We start from the raw sequence: 24989 nt of genomic DNA, 5'->3' as shown, positions 1-24989 counted from the left end.
GGTGTGTTGCTGGTCGACGTCTCGGATCAGCCGGTCAGGGCACCTGCCAGGGCGTAGCCGGCGGTGGCCGCGGCGAGCCCGGCGGCCACGCTGCCGAGCACGTTGGCCAGCGCCAGGAGCCGGTGACCGCCCCTGGTCAGCCGCAGCGTCTCGTAGCTGAACGTGGAGTACGTGGTCAGCGCGCCGCAGAACCCGGTGCCGAGCAATGCGCTGACCGCCGCGCTGGCCGGCCACCCGGCCAGCGCGCCGAGCAGCAGCGACCCGACCACGTTGACCAGCAGGGTGCCCCAGGGGAACGCCGAACGGTGCCGGGACTGCACGGCCCGGTCGGTCAGGTAACGCAACGGCGCGCCGACGGCCGCGCCCAGGGCGATGAGCAGGACGGTCACCGGGCCGCCCTGCGCAGCAGCCCGGCGGTGACCGCGTCGCCCAACCCGACCGCGACGAGCGCGCCGAGCAGCGTCGCGGCGAGGTACGCCAGCGCGGTGCCCGGCACGCCCGCGACGATCGCCTGCTGGACGTCGACCGCGTAGGTGGAGAAGGTGGTGAACCCGCCGAGCACCCCGACCCCGAGGAACGGGCGGGCCAGCGGGTGCCCACCGCCGAGGTGCCCGAGCACCGCCATCAGCACGCCGATCAGCAGGCAACCGGACGTGTTGACGGTGAACGTCGCCCACGGGAAGCCGGTCGGCGCGTGCGGAACGGCGTGTTGCAGACCGGCCCGGGCCAGCGCGCCGAGCACCCCGCCGGCCGAGATCGTGGCGAGGATCGTCGCGGGGCGCGCGGTCAGCTCGCGGCGGTCGGCGGGGACGCCCAGGTCGACATCGGGGTCGGTACGCGGCTCGAACGGCTCTGACACGGGTCCTCCCTACCAGCACGGGCATCACTGGCAGGGACCGTTGGCGAGCGGTGTCGCGGTTCTCCCGTGATACAAGCCGGGACGGCGGGCCCCACCGCCGGGAGTCGTACGCTCCGATTCCACCCTAACGCCACGGCGATCCGGGGAGGGCGGAGGGTCAGCGCACCGCCGCGACGGCGGCGTCCGGGCCGCCTCGCCAGACCGTGCCGACCTCGCTGAAGCCCGCCGCGGTGAGGGCGGCCAGGTGCCAGGAGACCGGCGGGTTCCACTCGGGGCTGTGCCCGGTCGGGTAGATCGTGTGTCGCCGGGCGACCAGCGGGGCGAGCGCAGGGTCGGCGCCGGCCCGGTCCCACCAGTCCGACCAGGACGGCATCGAGGCGGCGGCGTACCGGGCGTTGCGCCGGTCCCGGGCCCGCTCCATCAGTCGCTTGGTCAGCTCCGGCAGGGTGTCGTCCGGCATGTGGTCGGCGTTGATGAAGACACCGCCGGGCCGCAGCACCTCGCGCAGCTCGGCGTAGAGCTGGCCGAGCCGGTCGGCCGGCAGCCAGTGCAGGGCGGTGGCGGTGAGGACGGCGTCGTACTCGCGGTGGGGGAGCGCGGCGCGCCACTCGGGGGTGCCGAGGTCGGCCGTGACGATGGTGGCCCGGTCGGCCAGCGAGGCGCTGGCGATGGCGAGCAGCGCCGGGTCGAGGTCGACGAGGGTCATCTGTGCGGTGGGGAAGCGGGCGAGGGTCCGCAGCGAGATGGTGCCGGTGCCGCCGGCCAGGTCGAGCACGCGCGGTGGCCGGCCGTCGATGACCGCGTCGACGGTGTCGAGCATGGCCGTGAACCGGTGTTCCCGGTCCGGGAGGTAGGCCTCCTGCTGGCGGTCCCAGCTTTCCTGCCAGGCCCAGGGATCATCGATGTAAGGAGTCATAGCGATCAGGCTAGTTACGCCACGAGTGCGTTGTCCAGACCTTGTTGCACATCTTTTGCAATTGCGAGAAGATGGCGGGGCGATGATCGGAGCGACGCCGGGCCGGCGCGTCCGCCCGGCCCGGCGTCCTCCTCCCGCGCCGTCAGACCGCGACGTCCACCAGGCCCTCGTCGGCGCGGGTCGGTTCCTCGCGACGGGCCAGTCGCGGCGCGGCGAGCAGGACGCCCAGGCCAGCCAGGGTGACGGCGGCGCCGGCCCAGATCGGCGAGGTGTAGCCGAGGCCGGCGGAGATGGTCACCCCACCGATCCAGGCGCCCAGCGCGTTGCCGAGGTTGAACGCCGCGATGTTCGCTCCGGACGCGAGGGTCGGCGCCTGGTGGGCGTACCGCATGATCCGCATTTGCAGTGGTGGCACGGTGGCGAAGCCGAACCCGCCCATCAGCACCAGCGCGACGATGGTCGCCACCGGGTTCGTGGCGGTCAGCGCGAAGCCGACGAGCACCACGGTGAGCGCCGCCAGGACGGTGACCAGGGTGCGCGACAGTGAACGGTCCGCCGCCCGGCCGCCGAGCAGGTTGCCCGCGAAGAGCCCCACCCCGAAGAGGACGAGCAGCCACGGCACGGTGCTGCTGGCGAAGCCGCTGACCTCGGTGAGCGTGTAGGCGATGTAGGTGAACGCCCCGAACATCCCGCCGAAGCCCAGGACGGTGATCACCAGGGAGAACCAGACCTGCGCGTGGGTGAAGGCCCGCACCTCGCCGCGTAGCCCGCCCGCCGGACGGTCGGCGTTGGCGGTGTCACCCGTCGGGACGAGCACTGCCAGCCCGACCAGGGCGACCACTCCGATGGCGGTGATCGCCCAGAACGTCGACCGCCAGCCGAAGTGCTGCCCGAGGAAGGTGCCGAAGGGCACGCCGAGCACGTTCGCGATGGTCAGTCCGGCGAACATCATGGCGATGGCGCCGGCCCGGCGGGCCGGCGCGACCAGGCCGGCGGCGACCACCGCGCCGATGCCGAAGAACGCGCCGTGGCAGAGCGCGGCGACGATCCGGCCGGTCATCATCACGGCGTAGTCGCCGGCGACGGCGGAGAGCAGGTTGCCGATGATGAAGAGCACCATCAGGCCGAGGAGCACCGGTTTGCGCGGCAGTCGGGTGACCGCGGCGGTGAGGGCGACCCCGCCCACGGCCACGCTGAGCGCGTAGCCGGAGATCAACCAGCCGGCGACCGGCTCGGTGACCGCGAAGTCGGCGGCCACCTCGGGCAGCAGCCCCATGATCACGAACTCGGTGAGCCCGATGCCGAACGCGCCGATGGCCAGCGCGATCAGGCCGGGCGGCAGGGACTTGTGGGGTACGGACATGGTCTTCCCATCGGGAGGAGGCAGATATGCGGCGCGTGCAACTACGCGCGCCAGCAACGAAATACTTGCACGCGCTTTATATCGGCGCAAGCGTGGTAGCCTGGGGTTCGTTCAGATCACACCGAGGAGGCCGCCATGGGCATCGCCGACGACGCGGTCGAGATCCGCGCACAGGGCTGGCGCACCCTCGCCGCCCTGCACGGGCTGATCGAGACCTCCCTGGAGCGGGCCCTGCAGTCCAGCCACGACCTCTCCGTCGTCGAATACACGGTGCTGGACGCGCTCTCCCGGCAGGACGGCTGGCACATGCGGATGAGCCAGCTCGCCCGCGCCGCCGCGCTCTCCGGCAGCGCCACCACCCGGCTGGTCACCCGCCTGGAGCAGCGCGGGCTGCTCACCCGGATCCTCTGCGCCGACGACCGGCGCGGCATCTACACCGAGCTGACCCCGGCCGGCTCCGAACTGCTCGCCCAGACCCGACCGACCCACGACCGGGTGCTCACCGAGGCGCTCGCCGCAGCGGAGGCCACCCCCGAGCTCGCGCCGCTGGTCGACGCCCTGCACCGGCTACCGGCCGGCCGCTGACCACCCCGCCGGCCCTCACGGCGGCGGGCGTACGGTACCCGCAGCCCCACCGGGACCGCCGCACCAAGGAGGCAGCCGATGCAGGACCGCACCCCTCGTCCGGAGGAGCTGGAGCCGATCGAGCGCGCCAGCATCGACGAGCTGCGCGCCCTGCAACGCGACCGACTGCGCTGGTCGTTGCGGCACGCGTACGACAACGTGCCGCACTACCGCCGGGCGTTCGACGCGGCCGGGGTGCACCCCGACGACTGCCGTGAGCTCGACGACCTGGCACGTTTCCCGTTCACCGGCAAGGCGGAGCTGCGGGAGAACTACCCGTTCGGCATGTTCGCCGTACCCCGGGAGCAGGTGGCCCGCCTGCACGCCTCCTCCGGCACCACCGGCCGTCCGACCGTGGTCGGCTACACCCGCGACGACCTGCGCACCTGGGCGCGCCTGATGGCCCGCTCGATCCGCGCCTCCGGCGGTCGCCCCGGCGACCGGGTGCACGTCGCGTACGGCTACGGGCTCTTCACGGGTGGCCTGGGCGCGCACTACGGCGCCGAGGAACTGGGCTGCACGGTCATCCCGGTCTCCGGGGGGATGACCGAGCGTCAGGTCATGCTGATCCGTGACTTCGAACCCGAGGTCATCATGGTCACGCCCAGCTACCTGCTGGCCATCGTCGACGAGATGCGCCGCCAGGGCATCGACCCGCGTGCCACCTCACTGCGGGTGGGCATCTTCGGGGCCGAGCCGTGGACCGAGGACATGCGCCGGGAGATCGAGCAGCAACTGGACATCCACGCCGTCGACATCTACGGGCTCTCCGAGGTGATGGGCCCCGGCGTGGCGACCGAGTGCGTCGAGACCAAGGACGGGCTGCACCTCTGGGAGGACCACTTCTACCCGGAGATCATCGACCCGGTCACCGGGGCGGTGCTGCCCGACGGCGAGCGCGGTGAGCTGGTGTTGACCTCCCTGACCAAGGAGGCGATGCCGGTCGTGCGCTACCGCACCCGCGACCTGACCCGGCTGCTGCCCGGCACCGCCCGGCCGATGCGCCGGATCGAGAAGATCACCGGACGCACCGACGACATGATGATCCTGCGTGGGGTGAACATCTTCCCCACCCAGATCGAGGAGCTGATCCTGCGGACCCCGCAGCTGTCGCCGCACTTCCAGTGCGTCCTCGATCGGCAGGGCCGGTTGGACACCCTCACGGTTCGGGTGGAGCGACGCGCCGGCGTCGAGCCGGACGCCGCCGAGCGGGCCGGCGGCACGCTGGTTCAGCTGGTGAAGAACACCATCGGGGTGAGCGCGGCGGTCGACGTCCTGGCCCCGGACACGGTGGAACGGTCGATGGGCAAGATGCGTCGCATCGTCGACCAGCGCCGGTCCGGCTGACACCGGCCGACATCCGGTCCCGTCCCGGACCGGGGCGCTGGTCCGACGCGCGCCCCGCGTGGCCACACCGGACGGCCGCCCAGCTGGGGCAGGATGACCGGATGCGACACGTCGTGCTGTTCCACTCCGTGTACGGGCTGCGGCCCGCCGTGCGCGCCGCCGCCGACCGGTTGCGCGCCGCCGGGCACCAGGTCAGCGCTCCCGACCTGTACGGCGTCCCGGCCGCCGACACCGTCGAGGACGGCTTCGCGCTGCTCGACAAGATCGGCCACGATGCGGTGCTGGACCGGGCCCGGGCCGCGCTGCGTGACCTGCCACCGGAGACGGTGCTCGCCGGCTTCTCGATGGGCGCCGGTGTGGCCGGGGCGCTGCTGGCCGAACGCCCCGAGGCGGCCGGGCTGCTCCTGCTGCACGGCACCGGCGGCGCTCCGGACGCGGTCCGACCCGGCTTGCCGGTGCAGATGCACCTCGCCGACCCCGACCCGTACGACAGCCCGGACGAGGTCGACGAGTGGCGGCAGGCCATGCTCGCGGCCGGCGCCGACCTGACGGTCTTCGGCTACCCGGGTGTGGGTCACCTGTTCACCGATCCGGACGTGCCCGAGTACTCCCCGGACGCCACCGCGGCGACCTGGCCGCGGGTGCTGGCTTTCCTGGCCGCTCCCTGATCACCAAGCCCGACGTCGCAGCCCGGCTGCCGGCGCGATGTCAGCGGGCGGTGGCGCCGATGCGTGGGGGCGTCGCGGTGCCGTGCACCCGCTTGGCCTGGCTGGCGAACACCCGGGGTGCGATGATCGGCATGAGCAGCCGCGCCGGCAGCGGGGCGTGCGCCAGCACCGCCTTGATCACCTCCGGGTCACCCTCGTACATGGCCAGACCGAAGGCCAGCGTCAGCTGCTTCTTCGAGGACTTGCTCATTCCGTGCTCGCCGAGCCGCATCCACTCCCGGGCGGTGACGTACCGCTGCGCCAGCGGCAGGATCTCGCTCTCCTCCAGGGCCATGTGCTCGATCAGGACGGTGCGGAGCTGCTCCAGGGCGTCCGCCAGCGGCGCACCGTCGCGTCCGGTGCGGCGCCACTGGGGGAGGAGGGCGACCACCGCCGCGTGGGCGTCCTCGATGGCGTGGTGCTGCGCCTCCATGGCGGGGACGATCGCCGCGGCCTCCGCGCCCGCGCGCTCCAGCAGCCGGGGCCACAGCAGCAGGTCCTCGCCCTCGTGATGCATGTGCAGGATGTGGCAGAGCAGCTCGGCGTGGGCGCCGACGACCTCCGCGCGTGTGGCGTCGCCCGGTGTGACGTCGCGGACGAGCTGCGGCAGCAGGCTGAACTCGCGACGGAGCGCCGAGTGCGCCATGTACATGTCGCGCACGTCGGCCATGGCTTCGCGGTGGTTCTGGTTCACGGTGACCTTTCCGAGGGATCAACTGGCACAGATCTGTTGATCATGCTCGGGGCCACTTGGAACCGGCTTGGAATCCACCAACCCGCGACGGTCAGCCGGCCAGGGCCGCCGTCGCCTCGGCCAGCCAGTGCGGCGACCCCCACCGACGGGCCACCCGCGCGGCGAGGGTGAAGTGCCGGGTCGCCTCCTCGGCCTGACCCAGGAGCCGGAACAGCTCCCCGAGCGACAACGCGACCGGCCGCACCACGGCCGCGGTGGTGGAGAAACCGGCCAGTTGGTCGCGTACCGGCAGCAGCGCGTCGATCACCGGCTGGGCCAGGTCCCGCCGGCCCAGCGCCACGATCACCATCCCGCGTACGGTGAGCAGCGCCGACTCGTAGTAGTCCGGGCGGTACGTGTGCTGCCCGATCGGCATGGCCCGCGCCTCGTCCGCCCGTCCGCTCTCGATCAGCGCCAGCGCCAGCAGGTCGTCCACGATCGGGCCCAACGACCGCCGAATCCGCCGGGTCGCCTCCAGGTGCTCACCGAACCGTCCCTGACTGATCAGCAGGGTACCCAGAGAGATGTAGCGGAAGGTGTCGGCGTGCAGCGAACCCTGCCGCCGCATCTGCCCGGCGACCTCGTCGTAGCGCCGCCGCGCGGCGGCGAAGTCGCCGGCGACGTGCGCGAGGGTGCCCAACGCACACAGGTTGATCGTCTGCGCCTCGTTCAGCTGGTACGTCTCGGCCAGCCATCCCTGCCGGGCGACGCTCAGGCGCAGCTCGTCCGGCTCGTTGAGCGCGGCGGCGCAGTGGCCCAGCACCTGCTCGGCGACCGAGCGGTAGGTCACCAGCCCGTGCTCCTCGGCGAGGTCGCGCAGCTCAAGGGCGAACTCCCGACGCTCCGACGCCTCCCGCTCGTAGCTCATGGTGCGCATCCGCGCGGCCAGCCCGAGGGCGCGCAGCTCAGGGTCGTCCACCTGCCGCGAGAGGGCCAACGCCTCCCGTCCGGCCGCCACGCCACGCGGATCGGACTCACCGTCCAACTCCGTCGCCAACGCCTCGAGCAGCCGGCAGCGGGCGACCGGGTCCAGGTCGTCGGCGCGCAACAGCCGGGTGAGCAGCTCGACGACCCGTAGGTCCACCGCGCCGTACTCGTGGGTCAGCCACGGGGTGGGGACGGTCCACGCGGTGAACGCCGCGACCAGCAGGTCGTCGCGGCCGGACGCGGCGGCGACGTCGATCGCCCGGGCCCGGGTCTGTCGGGCGGCGGCCACCGCACCGGCTCGCGCCTGGGCGCGCAGCAGCCGTCCGAGCAGGTCGACCCGGAGCGCGTCGCGGTCCCCGACGACCGTGGCGGCGGCCTCGACGGCGTTGCCGAGCACCTCGATCGCGGCGTCGTACGCGTAGCGCCGCTCGGCCAGTTCGGCGGCCCGGATGGCGTAGTCGACGGCGAGCGGCGCGGTCTCGGCCGACGCGGCGCGGGCGTACTGGTGGGCCAGGGCCGGGTAGTCGTCGGGCCGCAGCCGGCGGGTGGCGGCGGCGATCCGTGCGTGCAGTCGGGTACGGCGCAGCTGCGGCAGGTCGGTGTAGATGGTGTCGCAGACCAGGCCGTGGACGAATCGCACCCGCCCGGGTGCCGGTTCGGTGAGCAGCCCGGCGGTCAGTGCGGCTTCCAACGCCTGCAGGACGGTGCCCTCGTCGGTACCGGCGGCGTCGACGAGCGTCCGCACCTCCGCCTCCCGCCCGACGGCCGCGGCGAGGCGCAGCACCGAGACGGCGCTCGGCGGCAGGCGGGAGAGTCGGCGGCGCAGCACGTCGCGTACTCCCTCGGGCACCTCGGACGTGGCGACGAGCGTGCCCTCGGCGGCGAGCAGCCGCGCCGACTCCCGGACGTAGAACGGGTTGCCGCCGGTCCGCTCGGTTAACGCGGCGACCGTCTCCGGGTCGACGGTGGTCCGGGCCAGTGCGCCGAGCATCCGTTCGACCTCGGACGTGCGCAGACCGCCCAGCGCGATCCGGTGCGGTGACCGGCGGGCCAGCACCGCCATCGTGTCGGCGAGCCGGTCGGCGCTCTCCGCAGGTCGCAGCGCCACGACGAACAGGACCGGGCCGGTCGTCATCTCGGTGACGCTCTGCAACAGGAGCAGCGTCTCGGCGTCGGCGGCGTGCAGGTCGTCGAGGACGACGGCGACCGGTCTGCGGGCCGCGGCGGCGTCCAACCAGGCGCCCACGGCGCGGTGCAACCGGAACCGGCCGGCGGTGACGTCGCCGCCGGGCTCGCCGTCGCCCCCGCCGAGCAGCGGGGCGAGCGCGGGCGCGAGGTCGCCCGGGGGCGCCTGCTCGGCGAGTTGCCGCAGCGCCTCGACCCAGGCCCAGGCCGGCGGGGCACCCTCGACCTCGGGGCAGCGACCGACGGTGACCAGCCAACCATGGGCGCTGAGTCCGGCCCGGAAGCGGCCGAGCAGACTCGTCTTGCCGGCACCGGCCTCACCGCTGACGACCGCCGCGCGCGGTCCGCCCGCCACCGCCTCGGCGGCCGCCTGCCCAAGCGTGTCCAGCTCAGCCTCCCGGCCGACGAAGACCTCCTCCGACACCGGCCGCTCGGCGACGCGGACAGCGGTCGCCGCCACCGGAGGCAGCAGGTCGAGCCGCTGGCCCAGGATCGCCGACTCCACCTCGCGCAACGCCGGGCCCGGGTCCAGACCGAGCTGGTCGGCCAGGGTCGCCCGCGCCCGGCGCAACGCGGCGAGCGCGTCGCCCTGCCGACCGGTACGCCACAACGCCAACGCCAGCAGCCGCCAACTCTCCTCCCGCAGCGGCGCCTGCCGGGTCAGCGCCTCCGCCTCCGGCACCGCCTCGGCCGCGTCCCCGCAGCGGACCGTCACATCGAGCAGCGACTCCCGGGCGCTCAGTCGCAGCTCCTCCAGGCGCAGCACCTCCGGCTGCGCCCACGGCTCCCCGGCGAATTCGGCGTACGCCCGACCGCGCCACAGGTCGAGGCCACCGCTGAGCAGCTGACGTGCCCGCTGCGGGTCGGTGGGGCCGACCGCGCGCGCCTCAGTGAGCAGCGTCTCGAACCGATCGGCGTCGACGGCATCGGCGGGCAGCCGCAGCGCGTAGCCCGGTGCCGCGGTGACCAGGAACCGGGCCGGCGCGCGGCGTTCGCGGGCCGGCTCCACCAGGCGGCGCAGGTGCGAGATGTACGCCTGCAGGGAGGCGATCGCCCGTGGCGGCGCGTCACCGCGCCACAGATCCTCGATCATCTGACCGACGGAGACGACCTCGCCACGGGCCGCGAGCAGCAGCGCGAGCACAGCGCGCTGACGGGGGCCGCCGAGGTCGACCGGCCCGCCTGTGTCGATCTCGACCTCGAGCGGCCCGAGCACCCGTAGCAGCATGACGGCACCAATCCTAGTCGCGCTGGTGAGCGACTCACCCGTTCCCACTGGTCACCGGGCAGCCAGCGCACGGCAGGTGCGGGCGGCGGACCGCCACCGCGCGGGGCGCCGCCGAAGACGCCTCGTTCGATATCGTGGCGCCACCATCAAGATCCTCGAAGGGGCCTGGCGATGACCACGACGGCCTTCGACGACTACGAACGGTCGCGCTGGGCCGGGCGCGCGGGAGCGTACGACCGCAGTCTCGCCGCGCTCTGCGCGTACCCCGTACCAGCGTTGTTGGACGCCGCCAACGTCGGGGCGGGCACGCGGCTGCTCGACGCGGGCACCGGCTCCGGCACGGCGGCCAGCCTGGCGTGCGCTCGCCGCGCCACCGTCGTCGCCGTCGACGCCGAGCCCAGCATGGTCGACTTGGCGCGCGAGCGCCTGCCGTCCGTCGACGAGGTCCGCCTCGCGTCGCTGCCGCACCTCCCGTTCGGTTCCCGGTCGTTCGACGCGGCCGTGGCGAACTTCGTGATCAACCACGTGGGCGATCCGCTGGCCGCGATCACCGAGCTGCGACGGGTCGTCCGGTCCGCTGGTCGGGTCGCGGTCACCGTGTGGCCGCACCCCCGCCGGAGGCACAGAGCCTCTGGGGTGAGGTCTTCGACGCCGCTGGGGTCGACCGTCGCGCCGCCGCCCCGATGGTGGACGCCGACCGGGACTTCCCCCGTACCCCCGATGGGTTGGCGGGGCTGCTCGACCAGGCCGGGCTCACCGACGTGCGCTGCGACACGATCACCTGGGCGCACCGCACCGACCCGGAAGCCTGGTGGAGTGGCCCCGCCAACGGCGTCAGCAAGCCAGGTCTGGTGATGGAGACCCAGCCGGCGGCGATGATCAGCCGCATTCGTGCCGCGTACGACGAGCTGACCGCCCGCTACCGTGGCCCCGACGGCCTGCTCACGCTACCCACCGCAGCCCTGCTAGTGCTGTGACCACCAACGTTCACCGGGTTGTCGGTGGTGTTGTGGTTCCTCGCCCAGACGTTGTCGGAGCGAGCGACTCCCCACCGGTAGTGGGGCGGGCCTCAGCCGGCCAACCGACCCTGACGCCCACCCCGCCCCGCCCCACCCCGTCTCCGCCCCGCCCCACCCCCACGCCGGTCGATCATGGAGTTGTGGTGCCGGACTTGTTGGTCGCCGGGGCTTTTGTCACCCACCACAACTCCATGATCGACGGGGCGGGGCGGGGCGGGGCGGGGCGGGGTGGTTAGGCGGTTGCGGGTAGGCCTTCCAGGGGGTGGGTCGACGGGGGGCGGGGTATTGCCCGCACCGCGCCCGGCGGAGTGCCGGCGTCGGCGAGTGTCCACTGCCCCGCCGAACTCGCCGGTCTGGGGCGGATCGGCGTTGAGAGCCGCCCGACGTCCCGCGACGGGGCACCGTCCGCGCCGTGCTGAGGTCGGGACGCCGCTGTGGCCGGAGTCGGCGGTACGTCGCCCGCCGAGGCCACGGCTCGGAGTCGACGTGGGACCGCCGCACGGCTGCCGTCGTGACCCGACGCCGCGTGACCCGACGCGGCGGGACGGGTGGCCATCGTCGGGGTGGGGTTGGCGCGCCTCAGCGCGGTCGGGCCGGTGGCACCGTCCGGCCCGGCCGGGGCCAGCGCCGCGAAGACGGCGTCGAGGCGGCCGGTCCGAGCGCCAACGGTGTCGAGGCGCACGATCTCCGCGCTCCTGGCCGCCGAGCGCTTGAGCGCACCGGCGCGCGAGTCGCGCGAGTCGGGCGGGCTGGCGTCGCGGTGCACGGCGTCGCGGTGCGCGGTGTCGAGGTGCGGCAGGTCGGCGGCCCGGCGTTGGAAGACGCCCCGCAGGGCGCGGGGCAACCGCTCGGCGGCGACCTGGCGCAGCGCAGGTGCGGCGAACGCGTAACCGTCGACGTGGTGGGGGAGCAGCAGGCCGGCGGCGACCAGCCCGCGTAGGGCGGGTGCGGACCGGCCGGGCGTCCAGCCGAGTGCCCGGTCCACGGTCGCGCCGCTGATCAGGCCACCGAGGGTGCCGGCGGCCATGAGCACCGCCCGCCGCTCACCGTCGAGGTGGTCCAGTTCCGCGCCGACGGCCCGGCGGATCACCTCGGGTAGGGGGAGCGCCGCCGGGTCGGCACCGTCCACGACCGACCTGACGTACGCCGCCGCGTGCCCGGGGCGGCCCCCCACCAGCGGCAGCAGCCGGTCGACCAGGGCCACCGGCTGCCCGGCCCGGGTGAGCAGGTGGCGCAGCAGCCGCCCGGACTGCACCGTGGCCAGCGGTCCGATCGTCAGCCGTCGGGCCGGGCCGGGCCGGGTGTCGGCCCACTGCGGCTGATGCACGGTGAGCAGTGCCAGCGGCAGCGCGCGCTCGGTCGCCGCGCTGAACAGTGCGTGCAGGAACCGGCTCACCACCGGCGCGGCCCGGTCCAGGTCGTCGACGGCCACGATCAGCGGCCGGCGGACGGCCAGGCGCAGCAGGACCTCCCGGCAGGTCGCCGCGCCCGCCAGGGCGGCGGCGGAGCCGTCCGGGGTGGTCAGCATCCGGTGGAGCTCCGGGACCGCGGTGGCCACCCGGGTCGGCGGGAACAGCGGTGTCAGGGCGGCGACGAGCCGGTCGTGGACCGCCGCCGGGCCGTCGCTGTGTCGGATCCCGGCGAGGCTGCGGAGCAGGTGCGCGACCGGTGCCAGGACCTGATCGGGGTACGGCTGGCAGGCGGCCACGCACCAACGGATGGGCGAACCGTCCACCGTGGTCAACCCGCGGGTCAGCTCGTGCAGCAGCCGGCTGCGGCCACTGCCGGTGGGGCCGACCAGCGAGATCCAGCGTGGCGTGCGGTCCCGGATGGCCCCGCTGAGCTGGTCGCGGATGGTGGCCAGTTCACGGCGGCGCCCGATCAGCGGGCCGTCGTGCCGGTCGGCGCTGGGGCGTACCGGACCGACGGCGTGCCAGACCGGCACCGGCGGCACCCGGCCGGCGACCGGCACCGGCGTCAACTGACGTTGGGTGATCAGGCCGGCGGTGGCGCGGGCGGTGGCCGCGCAGAGCGCGACGGCACCGGGTGCGGCGTACTCCTGCAGGCGCGCCGCCGTGGTGATCACCGCGCCGCTGGCCACACCGTGCCCGCCGGTCACCGCGTCGCCCAGGTCGACCACGGCCTCGCCGGTGGCGACGCCGACCCGCACGCGCAGCCTGATGTCGCCGACCATGGGCCGCCGGTCCAGCGCCGCCTGGATCTCAAGCCCGGCGCGCACCGCCCGGTACGCGTCGAAGCCGTCGGAGTGCCGAGCGCCGAACAGCGCCATCACGGCGTCGCCGATGTACTTCTCCACCACCCCCTGCCAGCGGTGCAGCACACCGGCGACGGTATCGAAGTAGGCCCGCTGCATCGCTCGGACGTCCTCCGGGTCGAGGCGGTCCACCAGGGCCGTGGAGCCGACGATGTCCGCGAAGAGGACGGTGACGATGCGCCTCTCCTCGGGTACCGGCCAGAGCGGGGTGACGGTCCGCTGCGCGTCGACGATGATGCTGGTGTTCATGGGTGTCGCACCGGCCTTTCTCCCCGCTGTCGCCTGATCACCTCCGGAGATTGGCACTCCTGGGCCGACGGGGGATCTGCCGAACGACGTATGTCGGCCACCTGCAACCTTTAGTCGCAAAGTCGACGCGAGGAGTACCACAAGCGACCGGCGGCCGTAGAACGGTGTGGGGCCCTGTGATTAGGCTGCGTGGCATGGCCAGCGATGTGGACACCGCACCGCTCGTGGGCCGGGCCGAGCTGGTGCAGACGGTTCGGTCCGCGTTGCTCGGTGACGGCGCGCACGGGCAGACCGCGGGGGTCTTCCTGACCGGCGAGAGCGGTGTGGGAAAGACCCGGCTGTTGGGCGAGCTCGGCGATCACCTGCGGGAGCGGGGCGCCGTGGTGCTCACCGGCAGTTGCCTGGACATCGGCGACGCCTCACCGCTGCACCCACTGTTGCAGGCGCTGCGCCGGTTCGACACCGAGGTGTCCACCTCGCACCCGCGCACCTCCTCGGCGGTGCGCGGGCTGCTGCAGATGGTCGCCGACGAGACCGCCGGCCCGGACGGCGCGGGCGCGTTGCTGGAGCGGGTCTCCCGTGGCCTGCACCTGATCGCCGAGGGCCGCCCGCTGGTGCTGATCCTGGACGACCTCCAGTGGGTCGACCGCAGCACCCGGCAACTCCTGCTCTACCTGCTCGCCGGCCTGGGCGATCTGCAACTGTCGGTGCTGGCCGCGGTGCGGGCCGAATCCTTGCAGGGCGCGCACCCGCTGCGCCGGGTGCTCACCGAGCTGCGCCGGCTCCGCACGGTGCGGGTGCTCGACCTGGCGCCGCTGGGCCGGGCCGACACCGAGACGCTCGCCGCCGCCGTGGTCGGGCGGACGCTGACCGCAGACGCGGCCGAGCAGGTGTGGCAGCGCAGCGGTGGCAACCCGTTCGTCATCGAGGAGTTGGCCCGGGATCTGCGCGACGGCCGCGACGGCCTCTCCGAGACGCTGCGGGAGATCTTCCTCGACCGGGTCGACGCGCTGCCCCAGCACGCGCACGCCGTGGTGCACGCGGTGGCCGCCGGCGTCGAGCCGGTGCAGCACTGGCTGCTGGCCGAGGTGCTGCGGATGCCGGAGGACGAGCTGATCGCCGCGGCCCGGGCCGCGGTGGCGCACCGGCTGCTGGTCGGCGCCGACGACGGCTACCGGCTGCGGCACCGTCTCGTCGCCGAGGTGCTGGCGCACGAGCTGCTGCCGGCCGAGCGGTCCGGGCTGCACCGCCGCTACGCCGAGGCGCTGACCACGGCGCCCGGTGAGCTGCACCAGGCCCGGCTGGCGCACCACTGGCGGCTGGCCGGCGAACCGGCGCGCGCCCTGCCGGCGGCGGTGGCCGCCGCTCAGGAGGCCGAGCGGCTGCACGGTTACGCCGAGGCACACCGGCACTGGTCGGTGGCGTTGCAGTTGGCCGCCGATCCGGGTCCGCTGACGGTGGACCGGGTCGAGTTGCTGGAGAACGCCGCCGAGGCGGCCCACCACTGTGGGGAGCACGCCCGCGCGTTGGCCCTGCTGGAGGAGTTGGCCGCGCTGCGCGGTGGCGAGCCGAGCTGCGCGGTGCACATCCGGCGCGCCCGCTACCTGGCCGCCGCCGGACGCTCCGCGCTGGCCGAGGAGGAGTACCAGCGGGCGTTGAAGGCGGCGGACTGCTCCCCACGGGACCGGGCCACCGCCGCCGCCCGCCTGGCCGAGCTGCTGCTGCACCTGGGCCGGTACGCCGACGCCGGTGAGCGGGCCCGTGAGGCGCTGGAGTTGGCGGAGAACGTGGAGGGCTCGGCCACCGAGGTCGTCCTGGCCAGTTCGGCGCTGGGCTTCAGCGACGCCTTTCTGGAAGACCCGGACGCCGGTCTGGCGGTCATGCGCGACGCCCTCGACACCGCCGAGCGTGCCGGTCAGCCCGAGGACGTGGCCTGCGCGTACCTGCACCTGGCGGAGCTGCTGACCGGGCCACTGAACATCCTCGAAGAGGGCGTGGTGGTGGCCCGTCGGGGTGCCGAGCGGGTCGCCGAGCTGGGGTTGGGTCGCACCTGGGGCACCCGGCTGCTGGCCATCGCCATCAACGGGCTGTTCCGGGTGGGTCAGTGGGCCGAGGCGGAGAAGGTGGTGGCCGCGGCCCTGCGGCACCGACCGTCCGGTGCGGACGCCGTGGAGCTGCTGCTGGCCCGGTGCCGACTCTCGGTGGGCTACGGCGACATCGAGGCCGCCGGTCGGGACCTCGACGCGGTGGCGACCCTGCTCGCCGGCGGTGGGGCACGACACGTCATTCCCCTGCTCACCCTGCGCTCCGGGCTGGCCATGTGGGAGGGCCGACACGACGTGGCCCGGCAGGCGGTGCAGCGCGGCCTCACCGAGAGCCGTTCCGACGACGTGATGATCCTCTCCGCGCTGGTCTGGCACGGCCTGCGCGCCGAGGCGGAGGCGCACGCCAGCCGCAGCGTCGAGGTCGACCCGACGGCGGTACGCCGGCTGCGCGACGTGGCCGAGCGGATGGCCCGCAAGAGCGCTGCCGCCGCCCGGCCGGTGCGTTCGGTGGTGGAGGGCTTCCTGGCGCTGTGCGCCGCCGAGGTGAGCCGCCTCGACGGCAGCGACCCGGAGCTGTGGGCCGCGTCGGCCGCCGAGTGGGATCGACGTCATCACCCGTACCCGGCGGCCTACTCCCGGCTGCGGCAGGCCGAGGCGCTGCTGGCCCGACGTAGCCGGGTGGCCACCGCCGGCAAGCTCCTGCGGGAGGCGTACGAGGTCGCGCAGGGGTTGGGCGCGGTGCCGTTGACCTCGGAGATCCGCGAGCTGGCCGGGCGTGCCCGGGTGTCGCTGGACGAGCGCGACACGTCGGCCGGTACGCGTAGCGCAGCGGCCGAGGCGTCCGACGACGAGTTGACGGCGCTCACCGCACGGGAGCGGGAAGTGCTCGCCCTGGTCGCGGAGGGGTTGACCAACAGGGAGATCGGGCAGCGGCTGTTCATCAGCGAGCGGACCATCGGCGTGCACGTGTCGCACATCTTCGACAAACTCCAGGTCCGGACCCGGGTGCAGGCCAGCGCGATCCAGTTGCGCAACCAGCGGGGCTGACCGACCACTGTGACGTATCCCGGCGCGTGTGCGCGCCGGGATACGTCGTTCTACTGATTCGGCGGGCCGGTGTCGGCTGAAAGGCTGAGCCGCGTCGACGACGGCACGGGGGATGCCGCCGACCACGATGGAGGAGAAATGATCGAACCGGTCTGGGGGCCCGTGCACCGGGACATCGTCGACCTGCTCGCCGATCACCCCGCGGACGTGCCAGCCGTGGTCGATCACCTGACCAAGCTCCAGGACATGCTGGTCCGGTTGCCCCCGTTGGGGCCGAGCTGCCCCCTCGCTGACTTCAACAAGCTCTACCTGACCATCACCAGCAGCGTGTTGGACGGGCTGTACGACGACCGTTTCGTCGACCCGGTCTTCCTCTCCCGGCTCGACGTCGAGTTCGCCGCCCGGTATTTCGACGCGATGCGTCTGTGGACCGACTCCAGCCCCGGCACCCCGAAGGCGTGGTCGTGCCTGTTCCAGCGGATGCGGGGGCCGGACGCCCGCCCGCTGCCGTCGGCGGCCGCCGGGGTGAACGCGCACATCAACTTCGACCTGCCGTTCGCGCTGGTGACCACGTTCGACCACCTGGAGTCGGAGCCGGTCGACGGCAGCGACCAGCACCACGACTACCTCGAGATCAACAACATCTTCGCGGACAAGATCCCCGGGCTGCGCCGGGGCTATCTGGAGCGGTGGCAACTGCTCATCGACATGCTCAACGGCGACATCGACGACTGGTACCAGGGGGAACTGGTCGAGTACACCCGCGATGTCGCCTGGCGTAACGCGCAGAAGATCTGGCGGTGCCGGCACGATCCGGACGCCCGCGAGTGTGAGCGCACACGGTTGGACGACAACGCCGCAGCGCTCGGCCGGCTGCTGCTCTCGCCCCTCGGGGCGTTCCTGCAGTAGCCGGGACGGGGGGTCCCCGCGCTCCGCCCCGTGGGGGGCGGCGGAGCGCGGGGGCGCGTCCCACCAGTTCCACCCCGCGTGGCCGGCCGACATCGGGTCGGGCCGCGGTGGGGGACAGCCGGTCGGCCCCGGGGGGTGTCGACCGTCTGCCACCGTCGGCCGGCCCGGGGGGTGTCGGCCGGCGGTGGGGGAGCGCCGGGCCGGGTCACGTCGACGGCGCGAGGATCCGGGGGTGTCGGGGGCCTCGGATCGGGTACGCCCGCGCCATGACCGTCCTGGCCCGGCGTCGGCCCGCCGCCCGCCCTCGGCCCGCGCGTCCCGGCCCCCTGCGGCCGGGTGGCCCGGTGTCGCGACCCACCGCTCGGCCCGGCGCTCAATGACCGCCGTCGCGACGCGGTTTCCGTTCCGCTTCGATCCGGTGTTCCGCCCGATGCTGGCGCTGCTGGGCGTCCGGCCGGCGACGGCCTGGGTCGCCGTCACCGAACGGGACCTGATGATCCGGTACGGGCCGTGGCGGCTGCGGACCGACCGGGGCAACATCACCGCCGCCGAGCTGAGCGGGCCGTACCGCTGGTGGCGGGCGATCGGCCCGCGCCTGTCGATGGCCGACGGGGGTGCGACCTTCGGCAGCAGCACCGCCGGCGGGGTGTGCCTGCGCTTCGCCGTACCGGTGCCGGCGCTGGTGCCCGGGGGACGGCTCCGCCACCCGGCGGTCACGGTGACCGTCGCCGGCCCACCCGCGCTGGCCCGGCTTCTCGCTCTGCCGGACCGGCCCTGACCAGGCCGAACAGGTGCCCGGTTCGGCCGACCGGGTGCCCGGGCAGCGCCTACCGTCGGATCAGGACCTGTGAGGGTGGGACGGGCGATGGGTGACGAGCACCAGGCGAAACCACGACGCTGGAACGGGCGCCGCCACGCGCCGACCGGGCCGGACCCGGCCCTGCGGGCGGCCCGCGATCCGGCGCGCCCGCACCGGGGCGGCCGGCCGGGGGTGGTGGTGCCCGAACGCGTGGCCAGCCCGGCCCGGTCGGCGCCGCCGACCAGCCCGCTGCGCCGGTGGCTCTTCCAGCACCAGGTGCAGCCACCAGGCCCCGAGACGACCGAGGGGCAGAACCGTCGACACGCCTGGTGGCAGGTGATGTGCCTGACCGGCGTGGACTACTTCTCCACCCTGTCGTACCTGCCGGGCATCGCGGCGGTGGCGGCCGGTGCGCTCTCCCCGCTGGCGACCCTGTTGATCGTCGTGCTGACCCTCTTCGGGATGCTGCCGATGTACCGGCGGGTGGCCCAGGAGAGCCCGCACGGCCAGGGCTCGGTGGCGATGCTGGAGAGGTTGTTGCCGTTCTGGCGGGGCAAGATCTTCGTTCTCGTGCTGCTCGGCTTCGTGGCCACCTCCTGGATCATCACGATCACCCTCTCCTCGGCCGACGCGACCGTGCACCTGTTGCAGAACCCGTACCTGCCGGACGTCATGCACGGGTCCCTGGTGCCGGTCGTGGTCACGGTGGTTCTGCTGCTCATCCTCGGCGGGGTGTTCCTGCTCGGTTTCCGCGAGGCGGTGATCGTGGCCATCCCTCTGGTCGCGGTCTTCCTGGTGCTCAACGCGGTGATCGTGGTGGTCGCGGTGACCCGGATCGCCGAGGACCCGGGCATCGTGTCGGACTGGAGGGCCGCGGTGACCATGACCGGTGGCGGCCCGGCTCATGTGCTGTTCACGGCGGTGTTGGCGTTCCCGCTGCTGGTGCTGGGGCTGTCCGGTTTCGAGACGGGGGTGAGCATGATGCCCCTGATCACGGCCGACGGTCCGGACAAGCAGGCCCGGCTCGCCGCCCGGATCCGCAACACGCGTCGGTTGCTCACCACCGCCGCGCTGATCATGTCGGTGTACCTGGTCGCGACGACCTTCGTGACCGTGGCGCTCATTCCGGAGGAGGAGTTCCGGCCCGGCGGCGCCGCGAACGGGCGGGCGTTGGCGTTCCTGGCCCACACCTACCTGGGTGAGGAGTTCGGCAGCGTCTACGACGTGAGCAGTGTGCTCATCCTCTGGTTCGCGGGCGCCTCGGCGATGGCCGGGTTGATCAACATCGTGCCGCGTTACCTGCCGTCGTACGGCATGGCGCCGGAGTGGGCGCGGGCGGTACGACCCGTGGTGATCGTCTACACCGTCGTCAGCGTGGCCATCACGGTCGCCTTCCGCGCCGACGTCAACGCCCAGGCCGGCGCGTACGCGACCGGGATCCTGGCGATGATGGTCTCCGGGGCGGTGGCGGTGACGATCTCCGCGGCCCGTCGCCACCGGCGCGCCTCCGCGATCGGCTTCACCGTGCTGACTCTGGTGCTGCTGTACGCGTTGCTGGAGAACGTCGTCGAGCAGCCGGACGGGATCACGATCTCCGCGCTGTTCATTCTCGGCATCATCGTGGTCTCGCTGGTCTCCCGGGTAACCCGGACCACCGAGCTGCGCGCCGAGCGGATCGAGTTCGACGAGCCGGCCCGCCGGTTCATCACCGAGTCGCTGGCGCACGACGGGCAGTTGCACCTGATCGCGAACAAGCGGCAGAAGGGGTCGGTGAAGGAGTACACGGTCAAGGAGCGGGCGCAGCGGGGGATGAATCCGGTGCCCGGGGCCGCGGACGTGCTGTTCCTGGAGATCGAGGTGGTCGATCCGTCCGAGTTCAGCCAGGTGCTGCGCGTCCACGGGATCGAGGTGGGCGGCTTCCGGGTGCTGCGGGCCAACAGTCCGGCGGCGCCCAACGCGATCGCCGCGATCCTGCTGGCCCTGCGTGACGTCACCGGGGTCCGTCCGCACGCGCACTTCGAGTGGTCGGAGGGGAGCCCGATCGCGCACCTGGCGCGCTACCTCATCCTGGGTCGGGGGGACACTCCACCGGTGGTGCGGGAGATCATCCGTCGGACCGAACGGGACCCGCTGCGTCGGCCCGGCATCCATGTCGGCGGGTGACGTCGATGGCGATCTGACAGCTTTGAAGATGAAAGAGTGCACTATTCACGTTCACACCTTCCTGTCCGTATTGCGGACTTATCGTGACGTTTGGTGGCCGGCGAGCAGTCGAGCCCCCCGCGCCCGGCTCGGCGCGCGGTCACGTCAGGTAGGCAGGAAGGTAGGCACCGTTGATGTCCACGTACCGAGAGGGAGACCGCGCGACTCGACCAAAACGGCGGTCCCGGTGGTTCTTAGCCAGCGGTCTGCTGGCGGGGAGCCTGGTCGTGGGAGCGGCCGGGGCGGCTGCCGCCGCCGACCGCGCCCTCGCCCTTCCAGGTCTGGCCCGCTTGACCCCCTCCGCCGACGACGACCGCCGCGACGGCGACCGGTGGGGTGCGGAGGATGAACCGGACGGCGCGGAACGGGCCCGCCCGACCACCCCCGGCACCGGCAAGCGGGGCGTGGTCTCGGTGCCGTGCGACGCCGCGAAGCTGGTGGCGGCGCTCGTGGCGGCCAACGCCGAGGGGGGCGGCGAACTCCGGCTCGCGCCCAAGTGCCGCTACACCCTCACCGAGGCGTTCCACGAGACCGATCAGTACGACGGTGGGATCCGCGACGCGCGGGAGGCCGCCGACGCGGCGGAGACCCCGGGCGACGCCGAAGCTCCGCCGCACAACCCGGCCGACGACACCGCCGGCCTGCCGGTGATCTACCAGGCCATCACGATCGACGGCGCGGGTGCCACCATCGCCCGGGCCGCCCAGGCCGCCCCATTCCGCTTCTTCACCGTCCGCGACGGCGGCGAGCTGACCCTGCGGGACACGGAACTGCACAACGGCCGCTCGGCCATCGAGGGCGGCAGCGTGCACGTGGTGCACGGCGCCACCGCCGTGCTGGAGCGGGTCACCGTCACGCAGAGCACGTCGCTGTCGCCGGAGGGCGGCGGCGGGGGCGTCTTCAACGACGGCAACATGGTGGTCACCGACTCCACGTTCGTCGGCAACAGCGCCTCCGGCGCCCAGGGCAAGGGCGGGGGCCTGCTCAACGGCGGTGTGCTGACGCTGAAGCGCTCCGAGTTCCACCGCAACAGCGCCAACGGGTACGGCGGCGGACTCGGCAACTACCGTGGTGCCGCCGAGGTGGAGAGCGTGTCCTTCACCCAGAACAGCGCCGCCCAGGGCGGCGGGCTGGCCAGCTTCTCGGCCCGGACGAAGGTCTCCGACACCGAGTTGCTGAACAACACCGCACAGGTCGGTGGCGGTGCCGCCAACTCCGACGCGGTGCTGGTGCTGCGCACGATGACCATCCGCGGCAACACCTCCACCGTCAACGGCGGTGGCATCTCGACCGTGAAGGGTCTGACGCCGCTGGACGACAGCGTGGTCGAGGGCAACACCACCCACGGCCTCGGGGCCGGCATCTACGCCGAGAAGGCGAACCTGCTGGTACGTGGCAGCGACGTGACCCGCAACGAGGCCGTCGGCGCGGCGTCGCAGGGGGGCGGCATCTATGCCAGCGCGGGCTCGGTGGCGATCTACACCAGCAAGGTCACCCACAACGCGTCGACGCTGAAGCCGGGCGGCATCTTCGGCATGCACGCCCAGGTCAAGATCGACGACGAGAGCGTGGTTGTCGAGAACGAGCCGACCAACTGCGAAGGCAGCCAGGTGCCGATCGCCCACTGCTTCCGCTGACCGTCGACGCGGGTCGCTCATCGTCCTGACCGCATCCATCCTGAACACACCGCCCGCCCGGACAATTGTCCGGGCGGGCGGTGCCGTCCTGCTCGGCCACCGAGCAGGACAAGCCGATGCCAGCAAACCAGCCTCCTAGGATGCCGTACGCGGTGTGCGCGCTGTCACAGCAGGCACGGCCGGGCCGCCGCTGAACGATCCCGCCACGAACGAAACCGGCCCGCGCCCCGGAGCAGGGGCGCGGGCCGGTTTCCGTCTGCTGTCCTACTTGGAGGGCTCGGGCAACTTGCAGTCGACCTTCGGGTTGGCGCCGATGTAGTTCAACGGCCCGGCCACGATCGTGACCAGGATGGTGCCGGCTTCGGCGCAGTTGGTGTCGTCGCCGCTGTAGTAGCCGCGTTGGCCGGCGGCGATCGCGCCGATCACCAACCAGATCACGACGATGACTCCGAGAATCGAGGTGCCGCGCATCGCTGCCTCCTGACGTATGTGGTGGATCTGAGGTGCAGGCGTTGTACCCAATCGGGTCGCGCGGCTAACGGTTGCGTGCTAGGGGCCCGTCGGATCCTCCATCCGGCCGATGTGGTCCGCCGTTGCGTACCGCCCGGGCATCCGCCGCCCGCACCAGGTAGCGCGGGTTCGCTATCGGATCGGCGACCGACCTCGCCGCGATCCGGGCCAGTGGACGTAGAACTGCCTCACGGCCCCGCCGAGGAGGACTCATGGACGCCCCGACACCGCCCCTGTACATCGACCGCCCCGAGGACGTCGCGGTCGCGGCCCGCGCGTTGGCTGGCGGCGCGATCGTCGCGGCGGGGTTCGCCAACTTCTACGCCCTCGTCACGCGCCCCGACGCGGCCACCGTACGCCGGGTCAACCGGGCCAAGGGCCGACCGGTCCAGCAGGTCGGCAGCATCACCACCGTGATCGGCCGGATCCCGGGAATGTTCGACTGGACGCGGATCTCCCCGCGCCTGCCGGTCGGTCGGGTGCGCGCGCTGATGGACGCCCTCTACGGGGCCGGGCCGTTCGGCTTCCGTGGGCCGGCGGCCGACCGGCTGCCCGACCACCTCACCCACGTCGACCAGGGGGTGCGGACCACCCAGGTGATCGCACCGGGCCTGACCTGTCCGTCCAATGCCCTCTTCGACCGGGCGCTCGCCGAGACCGGATCGGACCACCTCTACATCACCTCGGCGAACCGGTCCCGGCAGGTGACCGGCGCGGCGGAGGAACCGGCGCACTGGAAGGCGGGTGGCCTCGCCGCCGACTTCGCCCACCTCGACGATCTGGTGCTGCTCGCGCACCGCGACGAGGCGGCGGCTCGTGCCGCGTACCCGGGTTACCTGACCACGTCGGTCACCCTGCTCTCGTTCCACGCCCCGGAGGGTGACCTGGAGGAACCGCCGGTGCTCACCGTCGACCGGCACGGATCGCTGCACCTGGACGACGTCCGCCGCGCCGCCGTGCCGCTCGGCCTGCAGGTGCGGCTGGCCGGCAGCGCCCGGCAACGGTTGCAGGTCCGGGGGTACGCCGAGGCGCTGGTGTAGGCCGCCACCGCGGCTGCCCGGTGGCTGCCGGTGGCGGGCTGTGCTCAGTGCGGCGGTGAGGGGAGCTCCGCCGGTTTGCCGTGGCTACGCCGGAAGTCCGCGTAGGCCACGCCGGCCAGCACCAGCAGCGCGCCGAGGGAGGCGAACACCGGTGGCAGGTACAGCGCGCCGGGGGCGATGGTCAGCAGTGCCAGCACCCCGCCCGGCCGGGACCAGGACACCCGGCTGAACACCTCGTACTCGAAGGAGGCCCGGCCGGCCAGGAACAGCGCCGGGCCGCCGAGGATCACCGCCAGCCAGGCCGGCGGGGTCCGTCCGGACGGTTCGTGCAGCACCAGGTGGAAGCCGGACGCGGTGGTGACCACGCCGGCAATCATCAACAGATGGGTGTACGGCGCGGTGAACAGGAACTTGCTGGGTGACGTGGCCGCCTGGATGGCGGTCGGTAGCAGCTCGCCGGACTTGTGTACGTAGATCCGCCAGAGCAGCAGCGTGGTCAGGAACGCCACCGCGAACGCCCCGATGTTCTCGACCTCGTTGTGCTCCATGCTGAACATGGTGCCGATCGTCAGGATCGCGTCGCCGAGCGCGATGATGAAGAACTGCTGGTAGCGCTCGGAGAGGTGCTCCGCGGTGACGTTGCGCTGCTGTTCCGGCACCACGCCGAGCCCCGGCACCGGGTACGCGAGCCGGAAGCCGATGTAGTCGATGGCGAGTGCGATGCTCCAGCACACGATCCGGGCGTCCCCGCTGACGAAGGCGCCGATGAGCCAGGGGATCGCCGACACCAGAAACCAGACGAAGATGCGGGCGGCCCGACGCTGGGTCTGCGGTGCGCGGCGTACCGCCGGCATCAGGAACAGTCCACGCCCCAGGTGGATCGCCACGTAGGTGCCGGCGAAGACGAGCCCTCGGGCGTTGAACGCCTCCGGGATCGCCGTGGTCATCAGCAGCGCGCCGAACATCACGGCGCTGATCAGCAGCTTGATCTCGGTGCGTTCCGGGTTGTACAGGTCGGTGACCAGGGTGGTGATCGCCCAGGTCCACCAGACGGCGGCCAGCATGATCAGTGCCTGTGCGGCGCGGTGCCAGTCGAGCTGGTCGACCATGCTGCGGGAGATGAGCGCCAGGGCGACCACGTACACCAGGTCGAAGAAGAGTTCGAGGAGGGTGACCCGGCGCGGGGCCTCCGGGTCGCGCACCGGGGATCTGTTGGCGCGCGGTGACCCGGGCTCCGGCGCGGCGAGGTGCACGGGATTCTCCTGCGGAACCGCTCGACTCGGCGGACCGGTCCGGTCCACCTCAACGGACGGTAGCCAGCGATCGATGGTGCGATCGCGTGTTCGTCCCCGCGTCCCTCGACCGGGT

General features: G+C 73.0%; 19 protein-coding genes and 1 pseudogene. 11 read left to right on the top strand and 9 right to left on the bottom strand.

Translation table 11 applies throughout. From position 1 onward, the window contains the following. Nucleotides 1-26 precede the first annotated feature (26 nt). The 4 genes from crcB to EV382_RS09240 form a co-directional block, all read right to left on the bottom strand. Nucleotides 27-389 carry a fluoride efflux transporter CrcB gene (crcB, locus tag EV382_RS09255; RefSeq protein WP_130401157.1) on the bottom strand — a complete coding sequence of 121 codons (363 nt, stop codon included), beginning with the start codon at nucleotides 387-389 and terminating at the stop codon, nucleotides 27-29. After that, the gene (locus EV382_RS09250) at nucleotides 386-859 is read right to left on the bottom strand and encodes a fluoride efflux transporter FluC (RefSeq protein WP_130401156.1); all 474 of its coding nucleotides are present in this window, start codon (nucleotides 857-859) and stop codon (nucleotides 386-388) included. The genes crcB and EV382_RS09250 overlap by 4 nt, the downstream gene beginning before the upstream one ends. A gap of 157 nt (nucleotides 860-1016) precedes the next feature. Next, complete coding sequence (locus EV382_RS09245) at nucleotides 1017-1775, bottom strand: class I SAM-dependent methyltransferase (protein ID WP_130401155.1); 759 nt, start codon at nucleotides 1773-1775, stop codon at nucleotides 1017-1019. A 142-nt stretch (nucleotides 1776-1917) separates the two neighbouring features. Beyond that, nucleotides 1918-3138 (bottom strand): MFS transporter, encoded by a 1221-nt coding sequence (locus EV382_RS09240; RefSeq protein ID WP_244236603.1) that lies wholly within the window; start codon nucleotides 3136-3138, stop codon nucleotides 1918-1920. Nucleotides 3139-3273: 135 nt separating this feature from the next. On the opposite strand from EV382_RS09240, the gene EV382_RS09235 reads away from it, so the two are divergent. The 3 genes from EV382_RS09235 to EV382_RS09225 all read left to right on the top strand — a co-directional run bounded on the left by EV382_RS09235 (nucleotide 3274) and on the right by EV382_RS09225 (nucleotide 5777). After that, nucleotides 3274-3723, top strand: coding sequence for a MarR family winged helix-turn-helix transcriptional regulator (locus EV382_RS09235; protein WP_130401154.1), 450 nt, complete (start codon nucleotides 3274-3276; stop codon nucleotides 3721-3723). Nucleotides 3724-3801: 78 nt separating this feature from the next. Next, nucleotides 3802-5109: a phenylacetate--CoA ligase PaaK gene (paaK, locus tag EV382_RS09230; protein ID WP_130401153.1), complete on the top strand. Its 1308-nt coding sequence runs from the start codon at nucleotides 3802-3804 to the stop codon at nucleotides 5107-5109. A 101-nt stretch (nucleotides 5110-5210) separates the two neighbouring features. Beyond that, nucleotides 5211-5777 (top strand): dienelactone hydrolase family protein, encoded by a 567-nt coding sequence (locus EV382_RS09225; protein ID WP_130401152.1) that lies wholly within the window; start codon nucleotides 5211-5213, stop codon nucleotides 5775-5777. A gap of 40 nt (nucleotides 5778-5817) precedes the next feature. Here EV382_RS09225 and EV382_RS09220 read toward each other — a convergent pair whose 3' ends face one another. Together EV382_RS09220 and EV382_RS09215 are read right to left on the bottom strand one after the other, a co-directional pair. Further along, nucleotides 5818-6510, bottom strand: a complete 693-nt coding sequence (locus EV382_RS09220) for a hemerythrin domain-containing protein (RefSeq protein WP_130401151.1) — start codon at nucleotides 6508-6510, stop codon at nucleotides 5818-5820. Between the two features lie 91 nt (nucleotides 6511-6601). Continuing rightward, nucleotides 6602-9889, bottom strand: a complete 3288-nt coding sequence (locus EV382_RS09215) for an ATP-binding protein (RefSeq protein ID WP_208758352.1) — start codon at nucleotides 9887-9889, stop codon at nucleotides 6602-6604. Nucleotides 9890-10060: 171 nt separating this feature from the next. On the opposite strand from EV382_RS09215, the pseudogene EV382_RS33955 reads away from it, so the two are divergent. After that, nucleotides 10061-10435 (top strand): annotated as a pseudogene (locus tag EV382_RS33955) (class I SAM-dependent methyltransferase); the annotation flags it as partial. 53 nt (nucleotides 10436-10488) lie between these two features. Further along, nucleotides 10489-10866, top strand: a complete 378-nt coding sequence (locus EV382_RS33315) for a hypothetical protein (protein ID WP_244236602.1) — start codon at nucleotides 10489-10491, stop codon at nucleotides 10864-10866. Between the two features lie 274 nt (nucleotides 10867-11140). On the opposite strand, the gene EV382_RS09205 is transcribed toward EV382_RS33315, so the two are convergent. After that, entirely contained in the window at nucleotides 11141-13432 is a 2292-nt protein-coding gene (locus EV382_RS09205; RefSeq protein ID WP_130401150.1) for an adenylate/guanylate cyclase domain-containing protein, read from the bottom strand. 194 nt (nucleotides 13433-13626) lie between these two features. On the opposite strand from EV382_RS09205, the gene EV382_RS09200 reads away from it, so the two are divergent. The 5 genes from EV382_RS09200 to EV382_RS09180 all read left to right on the top strand — a co-directional run bounded on the left by EV382_RS09200 (nucleotide 13627) and on the right by EV382_RS09180 (nucleotide 22071). Further along, nucleotides 13627-16524 carry a helix-turn-helix transcriptional regulator gene (locus tag EV382_RS09200; RefSeq protein WP_130401149.1) on the top strand — a complete coding sequence of 966 codons (2898 nt, stop codon included), beginning with the start codon at nucleotides 13627-13629 and terminating at the stop codon, nucleotides 16522-16524. Between the two features lie 138 nt (nucleotides 16525-16662). Then, nucleotides 16663-17433: a DUF5995 family protein gene (locus EV382_RS09195; RefSeq protein WP_130401148.1), complete on the top strand. Its 771-nt coding sequence runs from the start codon at nucleotides 16663-16665 to the stop codon at nucleotides 17431-17433. A gap of 418 nt (nucleotides 17434-17851) precedes the next feature. Further along, entirely contained in the window at nucleotides 17852-18211 is a 360-nt protein-coding gene (locus EV382_RS09190; protein WP_244236601.1) for a hypothetical protein, read from the top strand. 87 nt (nucleotides 18212-18298) lie between these two features. Next, nucleotides 18299-20395, top strand: a complete 2097-nt coding sequence (locus EV382_RS09185; RefSeq protein ID WP_244236600.1) for an APC family permease — start codon at nucleotides 18299-18301, stop codon at nucleotides 20393-20395. A 173-nt stretch (nucleotides 20396-20568) separates the two neighbouring features. Further along, complete coding sequence (locus EV382_RS09180; protein WP_130401145.1) at nucleotides 20569-22071, top strand: right-handed parallel beta-helix repeat-containing protein; 1503 nt, start codon at nucleotides 20569-20571, stop codon at nucleotides 22069-22071. Between the two features lie 264 nt (nucleotides 22072-22335). Here EV382_RS09180 and EV382_RS09175 read toward each other — a convergent pair whose 3' ends face one another. Beyond that, nucleotides 22336-22542, bottom strand: a complete 207-nt coding sequence (locus EV382_RS09175) for a hypothetical protein (protein ID WP_030327576.1) — start codon at nucleotides 22540-22542, stop codon at nucleotides 22336-22338. 251 nt (nucleotides 22543-22793) lie between these two features. Here EV382_RS09175 and EV382_RS09170 point away from each other — a divergent pair, with 251 nt between their 5' ends. Beyond that, the gene (locus EV382_RS09170; protein WP_130401144.1) at nucleotides 22794-23621 is read left to right on the top strand and encodes a hypothetical protein; all 828 of its coding nucleotides are present in this window, start codon (nucleotides 22794-22796) and stop codon (nucleotides 23619-23621) included. Nucleotides 23622-23665: 44 nt separating this feature from the next. Here EV382_RS09170 and EV382_RS09165 read toward each other — a convergent pair whose 3' ends face one another. After that, complete coding sequence (locus EV382_RS09165) at nucleotides 23666-24922, bottom strand: low temperature requirement protein A (protein WP_244236599.1); 1257 nt, start codon at nucleotides 24920-24922, stop codon at nucleotides 23666-23668. Between the last annotated feature and the right edge of the window lie 67 nt (nucleotides 24923-24989).

The organism is Micromonospora violae (assembly GCF_004217135.1).
In the GTDB taxonomy this organism is placed as follows: Bacteria; Actinomycetota; Actinomycetes; order Mycobacteriales; family Micromonosporaceae; genus Micromonospora; species Micromonospora violae.
Note: the sequence above shows the minus strand (reverse complement) of the source record. Positions and strands in the feature narration are given on the sequence as shown.